At 64.3% G+C, this 14439-nt stretch carries 12 protein-coding genes and 1 tRNA gene; 3 read left to right on the forward strand and 10 right to left on the reverse strand.

Going from position 1 to position 14439, the window contains the following annotated elements:
• The first annotated feature begins 69 nt into the window (after positions 1–69).
• Positions 70–615 carry a c-type cytochrome gene (locus AB4097_RS05685; protein WP_442037638.1) on the forward strand — a complete coding sequence of 182 codons (546 nt, stop codon included), beginning with the start codon at positions 70–72 and terminating at the stop codon, positions 613–615.
• On the opposite strand, the gene AB4097_RS05690 is transcribed toward AB4097_RS05685, so the two are convergent.
• From AB4097_RS05690 to AB4097_RS05720, 7 genes are all read right to left on the reverse strand, one after another.
• On the reverse strand, positions 612–1562 hold the full coding sequence (locus tag AB4097_RS05690; protein ID WP_442037639.1) for a hypothetical protein: 951 nt from the start codon (positions 1560–1562) through the stop codon (positions 612–614). The two genes, AB4097_RS05685 and AB4097_RS05690, sit on opposite strands and share 4 nt — an antisense overlap.
• Complete coding sequence (locus AB4097_RS05695) at positions 1559–2056, reverse strand: c-type cytochrome (protein ID WP_442037640.1); 498 nt, start codon at positions 2054–2056, stop codon at positions 1559–1561. The genes AB4097_RS05690 and AB4097_RS05695 overlap by 4 nt, the downstream gene beginning before the upstream one ends.
• Positions 2047–2586 (reverse strand): DUF3341 domain-containing protein, encoded by a 540-nt coding sequence (locus tag AB4097_RS05700; protein WP_442037641.1) that lies wholly within the window; start codon positions 2584–2586, stop codon positions 2047–2049. Before AB4097_RS05700 ends, AB4097_RS05695 begins: the two co-directional genes overlap by 10 nt.
• Entirely contained in the window at positions 2583–3896 is a 1314-nt protein-coding gene (gene nrfD, locus AB4097_RS05705) for an NrfD/PsrC family molybdoenzyme membrane anchor subunit (RefSeq protein ID WP_442037642.1), read from the reverse strand. Before nrfD ends, AB4097_RS05700 begins: the two co-directional genes overlap by 4 nt.
• A gap of 4 nt (positions 3897–3900) precedes the next feature.
• A complete protein-coding gene (locus AB4097_RS05710) occupies positions 3901–6813 on the reverse strand; it encodes a TAT-variant-translocated molybdopterin oxidoreductase (protein WP_442037643.1) in 2913 nt (970 codons plus the stop codon).
• 5 nt (positions 6814–6818) lie between these two features.
• Positions 6819–7469 (reverse strand): cytochrome c3 family protein, encoded by a 651-nt coding sequence (locus tag AB4097_RS05715; RefSeq protein WP_442037644.1) that lies wholly within the window; start codon positions 7467–7469, stop codon positions 6819–6821.
• A gap of 146 nt (positions 7470–7615) precedes the next feature.
• Complete coding sequence (locus AB4097_RS05720; RefSeq protein WP_442037645.1) at positions 7616–9928, reverse strand: FdhF/YdeP family oxidoreductase; 2313 nt, start codon at positions 9926–9928, stop codon at positions 7616–7618.
• A gap of 256 nt (positions 9929–10184) precedes the next feature.
• Here AB4097_RS05720 and AB4097_RS05725 point away from each other — a divergent pair.
• A tRNA-Lys gene (locus AB4097_RS05725) sits at positions 10185–10260 on the forward strand.
• A 222-nt stretch (positions 10261–10482) separates the two neighbouring features.
• Here AB4097_RS05725 and AB4097_RS05730 read toward each other — a convergent pair.
• Positions 10483–12045: a 2-isopropylmalate synthase gene (locus AB4097_RS05730; protein WP_442037646.1), complete on the reverse strand. Its 1563-nt coding sequence runs from the start codon at positions 12043–12045 to the stop codon at positions 10483–10485.
• A gap of 422 nt (positions 12046–12467) precedes the next feature.
• Between AB4097_RS05730 and AB4097_RS05735 the strand changes: the two genes are divergently transcribed.
• Positions 12468–12797, forward strand: a complete 330-nt coding sequence (locus AB4097_RS05735) for a hypothetical protein (protein WP_442037647.1) — start codon at positions 12468–12470, stop codon at positions 12795–12797.
• On the opposite strand, the gene AB4097_RS05740 is transcribed toward AB4097_RS05735, so the two are convergent.
• Both AB4097_RS05740 and AB4097_RS05745 read right to left on the reverse strand, forming a co-directional pair.
• Entirely contained in the window at positions 12788–13501 is a 714-nt protein-coding gene (locus AB4097_RS05740; protein ID WP_442037648.1) for an NUDIX hydrolase, read from the reverse strand. The genes AB4097_RS05735 and AB4097_RS05740 overlap by 10 nt on opposite strands.
• Positions 13498–14403, reverse strand: coding sequence for a PhzF family phenazine biosynthesis protein (locus tag AB4097_RS05745; protein WP_442037649.1), 906 nt, complete (start codon positions 14401–14403; stop codon positions 13498–13500). The genes AB4097_RS05740 and AB4097_RS05745 overlap by 4 nt, the downstream gene beginning before the upstream one ends.
• Between the last annotated feature and the right edge of the window lie 36 nt (positions 14404–14439).

Raw genomic sequence — 14439 nt, forward strand, 5'->3', positions numbered from 1 at the left:
AGACACTCTCGGGCGGGAACGGAGATCGAGACTACCGGTTGCCTCGTCGGATCCCCTCAAGCAGAGCCCATGAACAGGCACATTCTTCTGCGCATCGCCATCGTCCCGGCCCTCGCTGGATTACCCTCCTGCGGCGACCAGCAGGAGCAGGCAGCCGCTTCGACCATCGCGGGCGCGGAGCCAGGGCGCGGCCGGGCGCTGATCCAGGCCTATGGCTGCGGCACCTGCCACACGATCAGCGGCGTGAGAGGCGCCAGAGGCAAGGTCGGCCCGGAGTTGAGGGATTATGCGCAACAACATCTGCTCGCGGGCTTTCTCCCGAACACTCCGCAGAATCTGATCGCGTGGCTGGTCGATCCCGTGGCGCTCAAGCCGCAAACGGGCATGCCGGCGCAGGGGCTGACGGAAGCAGAAGCCCGCCATGTCGCAAGCTATCTCTACACCCTCGGCGCCGGCGAGAACCCAGTTTATCCTCCCGATCCGGCGCTCCCGCTCCGCAGGCAGGAGGACACGACGGCGGATCTTCCGAAACCGGCTCCCCAGCCATCGGAGACGGAGCCCCGCACGCGGCGCATCGTTCCCCATCAGGCGGCAGGGTCTGACGTAAAGAGCTAAGGCTCCGCTGCGGCCTCTTCCGCGTAAGTGGGCCGAAGCTGCATCACGATCGTGAGAGCGCCACCCCAGAGGCCCATGAGGGCCGCCATGACACCCAGGTCGATCCAGGACGGAGCGCCTTGCGGCTGGAGGATCCAGACGAAATGGATTCCGTGATGCAGCAGGGCGAGCGCGCTTCCGACGATCATGCCGATCCGGCTCACGCCCGAGGGAACCAGCACCAGAATGGCAGCCAGCATCAGGCCGTATGAAACGGCCACGAGAGCGAGGCTCTGAGGATCCGAACGCCGCGCGTACCATTCCGCGCCCTGCGGAAGATTGGCGAGCCAGACGATCAGGAACTGCGCGAACCATGTCCAGACCGAGAGCAGCGCCAGGGTCAGCAGAGCGCGCTCCAGGCTCTTCAGGCGCACAGGAGAAGCGGGCTCGGTCTTGAGCAGGGCCACGAGGATGGCGATGGAGAGCGCCGCGAGAGCCTCGCTCAGGCCGAAGGCGAACCCGAACAGGCTCGACCACCAATGCGGCTCGCGCGACAGAACCCAGTCATAGGCCGACAAGCTCATGACGGGAATCAGACAGGCCAATCCGATGGCGCTCGCGCGGCGGACATGAGGGGTCCGGGTCAGCCAGAATGCCAAAGCAATGCAGACCCCGAGATAGATGGCACTCCTCAGCAGATAGAACGCCGGACTTAAGAATGCCGCCCGAAAGGGCGGCAGATCATCTCGCCAGCTGGCCCATGGGAAAACCTGTTCGAGCCCGAACGCGAGCGGTATTGAGAGAAGAAGGAGCAGCGGCAGCGTCAGGGCGGCCGCCTCGATCTCGCTTCGCACGGGAGCCAGCCAATGCTCGCTCATGAGATGGCCGAGCATGAGCACGACGAGGCTCCCCATCGCCAGTCCCGTCAGACCGACGAACACGATGTAGAAGACCTCCATCGTGCTCATGGCCTCGCCGCTTCCTGATCGAAAGGCGAGCCCGTTCCTCGCGCCTGCAGGTCCTTCACGTAATGCGCGATGGCCCATCTCTCCTCAGGCAGAATGCGATCGGCGTAGGGGAACATCCGCCCCTTGCCATGGGTGATCACCTGGACGATCTGCTCCGGCGCCAGGGAACGCAGCCGCTCCTCGTGATAAGACGGGGGGGCCGGGAAGCCGCGTGAGACGATGGTTCCGTCGCCGCGCCCGCTCGCCCCGTGACATGGTGCGCAGAAGGCCCGGAACCGCTCTTCGCCGCGCGCCAGGAGCTCTCGCGTCACCTCCGGTCCGGGAGGTGCGAGCGCCGCCTCCCGTGCCGCCGTTCCCCGGGCGATGGCGCCGGGAGGAACAGGCACATGCGGGCGCTGGACGGTGCGGGTCGAAGCGACCTCGTTGCGCTCCTCGGTACCGATATCGCAGGCCGCCAGAAACACGGCAGGGATGAGAGCAACGGCTAATCGCATGCCGGGACCTCCCGCACCGCCTGCGGCGACAGCGTTTCCAGGAACTCCCGTGTGGCTCCGCTGTCGAAAAGCGGATCCTCGCTCAGGACGCAGAGAAAGAAGCGGTCGTTGGTCACCCGCTCGAAGCCGTGAACGGAGAAGACCGGATGATGAAGCCGCGGCAACCGGAGGATCACGAGCAGGCCGAGCAAGGTCGCGGCCCCGGCCCAGAGGATGGCGACGATCAGCGTCGAAGGGATGAAGGTCGGCCAGCTGTTGAGGGGCCGTCCACCGACGTTCAAGGGATAATCGATGGCGTTCATCCAGTATTGAGAACCGTATTGGAGGCCAGCCCCGACCAGCGCCGTCACGAACGCGATCCAGGGAATGATGCTCGTGCGGATGCCGAGTTCATCGGCGAGGTCGGGAAGCGGAAAGGGACTGAACGCATCGATCCGGGTGAAGCCCGCGCGTTTCGTTGCCCTGACGGCGTCCATCAGCGCATCCGGCGACCTGAACTCGGCTATGATACCGTAAGGAGGCTGCGTCATGACGATTTCTCCTCATGTTCGTCATGGCGTGTCTCGAACATGGAGACCACGGGCAGGAAGCGCGCGAAGAGCAGCAGGAGGGCTGCGAACAGCCCGACGGTTCCAAGGAAGAGCCCTGTTTCCGCGAGGGTCGGGCTGTACGTGCGCCAGATCGACGGCAGGTAATCGGTCTGGAGGCCGCCGACGATGATCGAGAAGCGGTCGAACCAGATGCCGACGCCGATGGAGAATCCGACGAAGACGCACGCGATGGTGCTCCGGCGCGCGGCCTTGAGCCAGAGGAGCTGCGGGATCAGGATGCTGTAGACGATGGCCGTCCAGTAGAGCCCCGCGTAATCGCCTGTCAGGCGATTGAACGTGGCCTCCTGGGCAATCCCATCTGCAAGGAGCGCCGCGACGATCTCGTCGACATAAAGATAGGCTGATACGAGGGCACTCGCGAGGACGAGCCTGCCCAGGAGGTCGATGTCGCCCTCGTCGATATACGGCCCCAGCCGCAAGCCCCAGCGCAACAGGACGGCGACGAGGAGCACGATCGACAGCCCTTGCGCCAAGCCGGTGGCGACGAAGTGGAGCGGCTGGCGCGTCTCGTGCCAGTCGGGCACCAGGGTCACGGCGAACTCGAAGGCCACCGTGCTCTGCATGATGAGGATCAGGGGCAGCACCAGGATCGCGACGAGGCGATAGGCGCGCTGATGATAGGCCCAGTCCAGCACCGATCCGCGCCAGCCGAGGGCGAAGACGCCGTAGAGGCGCTTGACATTCCTGCTCCGTGCGCGGTCGCGCAGGGTCGCGAGATCTGGAATGAGGCCGACATACCAGAGCAGACTGGTGACGATGGCATGGGTGCTGATGGCCCAGAAGTCCCACATGAGAGTGCTGCGGAACTGCGGCCATACTTCGAAGGTCGCCGGGTAGGGAAACACCCAGTAGAACAGCCAGGGGCGCCCGAGATGAAAGATCGGAAAGATCCCCGCGCAGATGACCGCGAAGAACGCCACGCCTTCCGCGAAGCGATTGACCGCCGTGCGCAGATCGTGGCGGCACAGCACCAGAATGGCCGCGAAGAGGCTCGCCCCGTTGGCGATGCCGATCCACCAGGCATAGTTGATCAGGTCGAAGCCCCAGACGAACGGGATGTTGATGCCCCAGACCCCGACGCCGACAAGCGCGACCAAGACCAGGGTGTAGCCGAGAAGCAGCACGAGCGCCCCGGAGGCCAGCAGCGCGCCCCACCAGATCATGCCGAAGCGCCGGGCGAGCGGGACTTCCGCGACTGTTCTCGTGACGGCCTGGGCCTCGCTGGTCATGCGGCTACCCATTCTCGGAGGACGGTTCGATGCGGGCGAGATAGGTCGTGCGTGGCCTCGTGTTCAGGGTGCCGAGCAGGGCGTAGTTGCGCGGGCTCGCCTTGAGCCTGCTCACGGCGCTGCCGGGATCGTTCACGTCGCCGAACACGATGGCCTGTGTCGGGCAAGCCTGCTGGCAGGCCGTCACGACCTCGCCATCGCGCAGAGGCCTGTCCTCGACGCGTGCATCCGCCCGGGCCGCACCGATGCGCTGGACGCAATAGGTGCATTTCTCCATGACGCCGCGATCGCGAACCGTCACCTGAGGGTTCATGGCGTCGGGCGCGGCGGTGTAATCCGTGCCCTGATAGTCGAGGAAGTTGAAGCGGCGAACCTTGTAGGGGCAATTGTTCGAGCAGGTCCGCGTGCCGATGCAGCGGTTATAGACCATGTCGTTGAGTCCTTCCGCCGAATGCACCGTCGCGTTGACTGGGCAGACCACCTCGCAGGGCGCCTTCTCGCAATGCATGCAGGGCACGGGCTGGAAATACGTCTCGGGATTGGCCGGATCCCCGGCATGGTAGCGGTCGACCCGCAGCCAATGCATCTCCCGTCCCCTGGCCACCTCCTCCGGCCCGACCACCGCGATGTTGTTCTCGGACTGGCACGCAATGACGCAGGCGTTGCAGCCGATGCAGGCATCGAGATCGATGGCCATGCCCCAGGCATGTCCCTCGTAGGACCAGTCCGGATAAAGCGAGGGCTGCTCCGTCGCCGCCTCGACGGCGTCCTTGTCGGACGCGACCACGCGCACGATGTCGCGCCCCTGGAGCGAGTGATGCTGCTGCGTCGAGATCACCGGGATTGTCTCGCCGACCTTCCTGATCTCACCCGAAGCGATCCAGGGCCGGCGGGAGGGGCGCACCGCATAGGCATCGAACCCGATGCCGTTGCCGATCCTGCCAGCCTGCCGGCGGCCGTAGCCGAGGGTCAGGGTCACGGCGCCCGGCGCATGCCCCGGCATGACCCAGACCGGCGCGCGGATCACCCGCCCCTCTACCGTCAGGTCAACCGCATCGCCCGAGGTCAACCCGAACATGGTCGCCGTCTCCGGACCGATGAGGGCCGCATTGCCCCAGACCTGCTTCGTCAGAGGCCTCGGCAGCTCCTGCAGCCAGCCGTTATTGGCATAGGAGCCGTCCCAGACAGAGGGATCGGGAGCGAATACCACGTCGATTCCACCAGATGTGGCAGGAGCTGCCGCATCAGCTGTCACATCGAACCGCTCGGTCAACGCGACTGCCGGCGACGCCGAACCCTCGATCACGCCATCTTCGAGCGAGCGCGCCCAACGCTCCTCGAAACCGTCTCCCCAGGCCTCCCGCCACGTGGCCTGGACGAGCGCCTGCCCATCCGGATGCTGCCCCGCCATGAGGCCGAGAAATTCCTCGACGCTCAGCCCCGTCTTGAGCGGCATCGTTGCAGGCTGCCGCAGGCCCACCGTTCCGTCGAAGGCTCGCAGGTCGCCCCAGCTCTCGAGCGGATGCGCTTCCGGAACATGCCAGTGGCAGACCGCCGCCGTCTCGTCCCGATGCTGACCTAGATGCAGCGACAGAGGAACCCGCGCGATGAGCGACGCCAGATCGATGTCGGCCGGTGCGGCATAGACCGGGTTGCCCCCGAGAATGAGAAGACGGGAGACCTCGCCGGCTTCCATGGCTCCAGCCAGATCCGCCAGCGTGCCTTTATCATTCGCCACCGGCCTGACCGGTTCGATGGCGCGGATCGTCGTTCCGAGCGCACCGATATGGGCATTGATCGCGTGGACGAGCGCGTGAACGCGGGCCGACTGCTCGCGTCCTGCGACGACCAACCCGCGTGGTCCCACACGGCGCAAGGCATCCGCGAGCTTCGAGACGGATGGATGCGCATTGCCGAGAGGCGCGGCGCCTGCTCCCAGGACTACCGCAAGGGCCTGAACGAAGGCTTCGAAATCTCGGGGTGGAAGAGGAGTGCGCTCATCCGCACGAGCTCCCACAAGGCTGGGCCGCGTCTCGACAGCGGAGAGATGCGGCAATGCCCGATCCTGCGTCCGCCGCCGCGCCTGATAATCGGCCGCGTAGCGCAGATGCCCTGGCTCCTCGGCGAAGAGATCGCCGCCCAAAGTGACGATGACATCCGCCTGGGTCAGGTCGTAGACGAGGTCCAGGTCCCGACCGAATGCAGCCGTCGCGGCTCTTCGCCTGTTGTCATCGTCGACAGGTGAGAACACATGCCATCGCGCCAAGGGAAAGAGCTGCCGCGCCTGCGCCATCAGCCGGAGCAAGGTCGGCGACGAGGTCGGCGGCATGAGGATGTGCAGCTCCCGCCCCTTCCCGACGACAAGTTCGTTACGCAGAGGCCCGATGAAGCCCGTGAGTTCCTCCCAGGTTGTTGGCAACCCACCCCGTAGCGGGACGTCCGAGCGATCAGGATCGTAAAGGGAGAGGATCTCGGCCTGGGCGAACACGTCCGTCGCTCCCAGGCTCGCCGGATGAAGCGGATTTCCTTCGATCTTGATCGGCCGCCCCTCCTGCGCCTTCACCAGGACACCCCGGCCATAGCCGTTCAACGGCAGCGACGTGGCGATGGTGATCGGCACGCCCGGCGTGTAGCCCGGCATGTTGCGGCTCTGCGACAGAAGCGGGGCATTCTTTTCAGCCCCGCTGCCGTTGCAGGCTGCAAGACCTCCCAGGGCGAATGAGGCGCCCATGAGTCTGAGCAGGGTCCGCCGGTCGACGGAGGAAGCCTGCACGATATCCGGGAATTCGGCCTCCACGTACCGGCGGACCTCCGGCATATCGGCCAGTTCTTCAAGGCTGCGCCACAGCCGTGGCCCTTCCTCTTCTGCGAGGCGGGCCTTCACGGCGTCGAAATCGAGTATCTCTTTCTCGGCCATTTCGTCTACCGGTGGCATGTGCTGCAGCTTGTGAGGCGCCGGGACGCCTCCTGATAGAACACCCGCACATCCTCCGGCAGACCCTTGCCGTGCGGTTCGTATCCCATCGAAAACACCGCCTCGCGCGGTCGAAGATGCGGCGTCGGATCGCGATGGCAATCCAGGCACCATCCCATGGACATGGTCTGAGTCTTCACCGTCCTCGGCATCTGGTCCACGCGGCCGTGACAGGTCTCGCAGGCCACTCCCTTGGTCACATGAACGGCATGATTGAAATATGCGTAATCCGGCAGGCGATGGACGGAAGTCCACCTGATCGGTTGTCCGAGGAGAAAGCTCGATCGGGCGGGCTCCAAAACACTCGCTCCAACCCACACCTGCGAATGGCACGACATGCAGGTCTGGGCGGACGGCATGCCGGCATCCGCAGCGCGTTCCACGGTGGAATGGCAATAGCGGCAATCGATGCCGAGGGATCCGCCATGAAGGTCGTGACGGAATGGAACCGGCTGCGGCGCGGGCTTACCCACATTCCACGTGCTGCCGGAGCGGGCCCAGACATAGGCTACTGTGCCCGCAGCGAGGACGCCCAGACCGATGAGCACGATCCCCACCCGAAACAGAGTGGTTGCTGCCGGTGTGAAGAGTTGTGCCATTGCCTGCGTTGCGCACCCTTTTCTCGTCAGGCATACGCCCGAGATGAAGCTTCGCTGTTGACACAATCGGTTCAGCGCAGCTTCGTTCCCTCAGGATATCCGAAGTTCGATGCGTTCAGGACGAATGACAGGCGTGGCCCTAAGCGTTATTCCGCCGCCTCCGGCTGCTGTTGCTGCATCAGAGTAATCCGGATCGGAATGGACTTCGCCGACGGCACCTTGCTTTCATCCGCGTGATGCCAGACCGGGATCAGCGGATTGCATTCCGGATAATAGGATCCGCAGCATCCTTCGGGAATATCGTAGGGCGTCACGCGCAAGCCGTCCACCTTACGCATCACCCCGTCGTCGACGGCGGTCGTCAGCGTCACGAGGTCTCCTTCCGCCAGGTTCAGGCGTGCGATGTCGTTGCTGTTCATGAATAGGACCATGCGCGTGCCGCGCACGCCCCTGAACCTGTCATAATAGCCATAGACAGTCGTGTTGAACTGATCGTTGGAGCGCAACGTCATAAGCTTGAGGATGTCGGAATTCTGCTCTGCAATGCCGAGATCCACTTCCAGGCTTTTGGGGGTCGTAAAGTTGGCCTTGCCCGTTTCGGTTTTCCATTTCCTCTCGCGCGCTGCGATGGGACGGTGGAAACCTCCCGGCTGCCACATGCGCTCGTTGAAGCCACGGAAGTCTTCCGGATAGGTTTTCTCGATCGCATCGCGCACGCGTGCATAATCGGCGACCCACTCATCCCAAGGGACTTTCTCGTTTGGCGCCAGTGTCGCCTTGGCGATTTCCGCGACGATGCGCGGCTCGGAGAGAAGGTCGGAACTTGCCGGCTTGGCGATTCCCTTGGAGCCATGAATGCAGGCCGTCGAATCCTCGACGGACACGGCCTGGGGCCCGGTTTCCTGCTCGTCGATCTCGATGCGTCCAAGACACGGCAGGATATAGGAGATCTCCCCGGGAATAAGATGATTGCGATTGAGCTTCGTCGAAATCTGCACGGAGAGGCGCAGGCGCGTCCAGGCGCCCTCCATGGCGTCAGTCTCCGGCACGGCCCGCACGAAGTTTCCGCCGAGCGCAACGAAGGCCTTCACCTCGCCTTTGATGATGGCCTCGCACGCCTCGACCGTCGTCAGCCCCTTCCAGCGTGGCGGTTCGAAGTCGTACTGTTCTTTGAGTTTGTCGAGAGGCACCAATTCGGGCTTCTCCGAGATCCCGACCGTACGCTGTCCCTGCACATTGGAATGGCCGCGCACCGGGCAGATTCCCGCGCCCGGCTTGCCGATGTTCCCGCGCAGGAGAAGCAGATTGACGAGCATCTGCACGTTCTCGACGCCGGCTTTGTGCTGGGTAAGCCCCATTCCGTAGATGCCCATGGCAGCATTGGCCTGGGCATAGACGGTCGCAGCCGCTTCCAGGGCCTCCTGCGGCAGTCCGCAGCGTCGTTCCAGTTCGGGCCACGATGCCTGCCGTGCGGCTCGGGCGAACTCCTCGAAGCCGTGGGTATGCTCGGCGATGAACGCGTGATCGAGAACCGGCTTGCCGCCGACCTCCCGGGCGCGGTCGTCGGCTTCGATTAGGGCCTTGGCCATTCCCATGAGCGCCGCGATGTCGCCGCCGATCTTGAGCTGATGATATTGCGACGAGATGCGGGTTTCGGAGCCTGTCAGCATCTCGGTCGGCGCCTGCGGATTGGTGAAGCGCTCGAGGCCACGTTCCTTGAGCGGGTTGAAGGTGATGATGGGAACGCCCCGCTTCGACGCCTCCTGGAGCGGGTGGAGCATGCGCGGGCTGCTGGTGCCGACATTCTGACCGAAGAACAGGATGCAGTCCGTCTTCTCGAAATCGTCGAGGATCACGGTCCCCACGGGAACGCCGATGCTTTTCGGCAGAGCGACGGAGGTGCTCTCGTGGCACATGTTGGAGGAGTCCGGCAGGTTGTTGGTGCCGTAGAGGCGGGCGAACAGCGCCCACATATAGGATGTTTCAAGCGAAGCGCGGCCGGACGTGTAGAACACCACCTCGCGCGGGTCGAAACCCTTCAGCTCCCGGCCGATCTCGTGGAACGCGTCCTCCCAGCTCACGGGCACATAGGTGTCCGAAGCGGCATCGAAACGCATGGGATGCGTCAGACGTCCGGCCTCCTCGAGATCGTGGTCGGTCCAGGTCCTGAGCTCCGAGATGGTATGCTCGGCGAAGAACTCGGGCGTTATCCGCTTCGTCGTGAGCTCCCACGCCGTCGCCTTGGCGCCGTTCTCGCAATATTCGAAAGGATGAGGGTTCGCCGGCTTGGCCCAGGCACAGCTCACACAGGCATAACCATCAGGCTTGTTCTGCTTGAGCAGGATCGCGTTGCCGCTGACGAGCCGCCCCTCCCTCGTCAGGATGCTCTCGACGGATCTAACGGACCCCCAGCCTCCTGCAGGACCGGAATAAGGTTCGATCTTCGACTCATCGTTCATAGGAGCCAGCCTCCCGCTTACCGCCGTTTACGCGCGGCTTTCGACACGCCGTATGTCAATGATCGGAAAGCCTGACCGTTCCTCTGGCACGGAAAATGGTATGAAAAGTCACAGGCCCCCCTTGCGACCGGGTCCCGCCAAAAACTGCCACAGGATGCAAAAAACCTCTTCAAACAGGCTAGACAGGGGCCAAGCGGTTTGTTACACGCACGGCCTCTTCAGCGGACATCGCGCCGCGAAAGAGCGCTTCGGCGACGGGTGTGTAGCTCAGTTGGTAGAGCAGCTGACTCTTAATCAGCGGGTCCAAGGTTCGAATCCTTGCACACCCACCAATCTCTTCAAGAAAATTCGACTTCGAAGGGCGCAGGACAATCGGCCTGCGCGGCAGCTGAGCCGAGTTCGACGGGATCGAACCCTCAGCATAGAACAGCCCTGCCGTTCTAAAAGCTCCTCAACTCCTGCCCTCATCGTCGCTTAGGGCCCGCTTACCATTGAAGCATCGCGCGACCGTGCATCCCCGGCGCACACCGGGGATGCGACAGGATTGAGGAGCGTTACTCCGCTGCGTGCTGGGCGTGCAGGCGGGCGCCGCGGCTCATGAGCTTGTTGAGGGCACCCAGATAGGCCTGGGCCGAGGCGACCAAGGTGTCCGGATCGGCAGCCCGGGAGGTGACGCTGCGATTGTCGGCGGAGAGGCGCACCGAAACCTCGGCCTGGGCGTCCGTGCCCTCGGTCACCGCATGAACCTGGTAGAGCTCCAGCACCGCCTCGTGGGGCACGAGCGCCTTGATGGCGTTGAAGGTGGCGTCCACTGGACCATTCCCCTCCTGCTCCTCGATGACGACCCTGTCGTCGACCTGGAGCCGCATGGTGGCGCGCTGGGGCCCGCGGGTCCCGGCGACGATATGGAGTGACACCAGCTTGATGCGGTCATGCGCCGTGGCGATGTTCTGGTCGACCAGGGCCTCGATGTCCTCGTCGTAGACGTGCTTCTTGCGGTCGGCGAGTTCCTTGAACCGCTCGAAGGCATCCTGGAACTGGTTGTCGGCGAGGCTGTAGCCCAGTTCCTCCAGCTTGTTGCGGAAGGCCGCGCGGCCGGAATGCTTGCCCATGACCAGGGAGGTTTTCGTAACGCCGACGCTCTCAGGCGTCATGATCTCGTAGGTCTGGGCGTTCTTCAGCATGCCGTCCTGATGGATGCCGCTCTCATGGGCGAAGGCGTTCCGGCCCACGATGGCCTTGTTGTACTGCACCGGAAAGGACGTGGCGGCCGATGCCAGCTTCGAGGCGCGGGTCAGCATGGTGGCCTCGATACCGGTCTCATAAGGCAACACGTCGCCGCGGGTCTTGATCGCCATGACGATCTCTTCCAAGGCCGCGTTGCCGGCGCGCTCTCCGATGCCATTGAGGGTGCACTCGATCTGCCGGGCACCGCCCTCCAGCGCCGCCAGGGAATTGGCGACCGCGAGCCCCAGATCGTTGTGACAGTGTGCCGAGAAGATGGCCTTGTCGGCATTGGGCACACGCTCGCGGACGGCCCGGAACATGGCACGGTATTCATCGGGCGTGGCATAGCCCACCGTATCGGGCAGGTTGATCGTGGTGGCGCCCGCCTTGATGGCGGCCTCGACGCAGCGGCACAGGTAATCGATGGGCGTGCGGGTAGCATCCATGGCGGACCACTCGATGTCCTCGATCAGGTTGCGGGCCTGGGTCACGGTCTTGGTGATGATCTCCAGCACCTCCTCCTCCGACTTGCGCATCTGGTGCGCCAGATGGATGGGCGAGGTGGACACGAAGGTGTGGATGCGGGGCCGCGCGGCATCGCGAACCGCTTCACCGGCACGGGCGATGTCGGCCGAGATGGCACGTGCGAGGCCCGCGACGGTGGCCCGCTTCACCTGCTTGGCGATCAGGGAGACGGCCTCGAAGTCGCCGTTGGACGCGATGGGGAAGCCCGCTTCGATGATGTCGACGCCCATGACGTCGAGCAGCTCCGCAACCTCGAGCTTCTCCTCCAGAGTCATGGTGGCGCCGGGGCATTGCTCACCGTCGCGCAGGGTCGTGTCGAAGATCAGAACGCGGTCCTTGGAGGAGCCGGATACGGAAGCGGTCATGATTTTAGTCCTTCTCGGGGGGAGCGGCCTTTTGCGCTCAAGGGGTTGTTCCTGCTGTTTCAGAACCCCTGAGAGCCCAGGCAACGACGCCCAGCCGACCCTCAGGGGCAGCTAAGGAGAAGGAGGCCAAGAAGACGCGCGCGACCGGCCGCGGGAGCGGGTCCGTTCGTCCATGCGCTGTGGGAGCCGATGATCATCGCTGCCCAATCCTCCTCGGCCGCGGGCGTGAAGCCGCGAACAACGGGCCTGTTTGTAATGGGGCTTCGTCAGGATGGCAAGTCGTTGAAACAAATGAAAAGGCAAGGCTCGACTATTGTATGGGTTATGACTCCAAGCGAGACGGGACTGGTTTCCCGGCAAATCGCCCTAGATCGGATCAAGCTTGGCTTTTGTCCCTCGCTTCTTCGATCAAGGAGTGTTTCATGAAACTTGCGATCCGTTCCCTGTGCCTGACGGGGTTGCTGGCGCTGCCGCTCGCCGCCTGCAACCAGACCGCCTCGGCCCCTCCCCCTGCCGGGACAAGCATCACTCCGTCCGGATTCCGTATGCCGGAAGGAGCGGGCTGCAGGGGCGAGATCGACCGGTATCGTGCCGTGATGAGCAACGATCTCGCCATGGGGCATGTGAATCAGTCGGTCTACAATCAGGTGGAGCGGGAACTCGGGCCGGCGGACGCCGCGTGTGCCGGCGGGCGCGATGCGGAAGCCGTACGCATCGTCGATGCCACCAAGAGCCGCCACGGCTATCGCTGATCGAACACCCAGCCGAAGAAGGATTGCAGGAAGAGCGGCATTCGCTCCGGGTCGATATCCTCCGCCCCGCGAACGACCCGCACGTCCTCCAATTCAGGCTCATCCTGGGCAGCGATGTTGGCGCGGATTCTCGCCGCGCCCTCCTCGGCGGTCATCGGCAGCGTCACCATCCGCAGGAGCGCGATGGTAGGCCAGCGCTGGACGATGATCCACTCGTCGTCCACATGGTAGTCACCTTCCGAAAGGCCCGTCTCTTCGGCGAGCTCCCGCGTGAGGCTGGTGGCGAGATCGACCGTACCGTCAGGTCTCAGGTCGCTCGGATCCGGCGTACCGGCCGCGAAATAGACCCGGCCCGCATTGGTCGTGCCATTCCCCATGACCCCGCAGATGAAGGCGCCGTCGGAGCCGCGCAGCGCCCCCATGGCGAAACCGTTGGCGATGGCCGGGTCAGGATAGTCCCTGTCGATCCAGCCGAGAAAATCGGCGTAATCGACCTCGAAATAGATGTTGCGGCACAGATCCTGCTCGAACTGCACATCCTGGAGCAGCAGCACCCGCCCGTTGAACATCTGCGGCTTGCCCGCCGTGCGGCGCTTCCAGTTCTCGGCGATGAAGTCCCGATTTTGTTTGGGCCAGTCCCAATCGAACGGACGGCAGAACGCCTCGACGCGGGTGACGCGCCGGATCCGAGGCTCACGGTTCACGACAGAATCTCGCCGCGGCTCACCATCACGGCCTGTCCGCCGATCTCCGCCGACACGAGCGCTCCTGCCTTGATCACCATCTGCAGCATGATCTCGCTGGGACGTCCCATCTCGACGCCCTGCTCGATGACGATGTTGTGCTCGCCATCGCCCAGAGGCTCGCATTGCATGAGGGCGCCCGCGAAGGCAGCCGCGGCGGAGCCGGTCGCCGGGTCCTCGGCGATGCCCATGCCGGGACCGTACATGCGAGCGCGGAACCTCAGGCCGTCCGCATCGGGCACGCGGGCATAGACGTAGGCCGCCGGATGATCGCTATCGCCGAACGCCTTATCGAAGGCCTCGCCATGGGGCTTGGAGCGCGCCAGCGCCTCCAGGGACGAGACGGGAACGAGGTCGTAACCCACGCCGGCCGAATGACGGCTCGGGACATGCTGGCCGAAACCGATCTCGGTCGGGTCGAGGCCGAGCGCCCAGGCACAATCGGCGCTCTCCTTGCCCTCGCCCCAGACGAAGGGCAAGCGCGGCAGGCGAAACCGCGCCTTGCCGCCTGCCGCATTCTCCACCTCGACGACGCAGGGGACGATGCCGACCTGCTCCTTCAGGCCGAAGGCTACGGCGCCCGGCTGCCCGTTCTGATCGAGCAGCGCCAACAGCACCGCCGTTCCCACGGTCGGATGCCCGGCGAAGGGAAGCTCGCGAGCCGGGGTGAAAATGCGGATGTCGGCGCGCTGGCGCTGCTCGGAAGGAGGGAGCACGAAGACGGTCTCTGAGAGATTGAACTCCTTGGCGATCTGCTGCATGCCCCCATCATCCAATCCCTCGGCCTCCAGAACGACCGCGAGAGGATTTCCGGCGAAGCGCGCGGATGTGAAGACATCGAGAGTGACAAAGCGACGGGACATGCGGGCCAAACCTGTTCGGGAGCCTTCGGAACGCGA

Origin of the sequence: Microvirga sp. 2MCAF35, assembly GCF_052115545.1 — a bacterium.
In the GTDB taxonomy this organism is placed as follows: Bacteria; Pseudomonadota; Alphaproteobacteria; order Rhizobiales; family Beijerinckiaceae; genus Microvirga.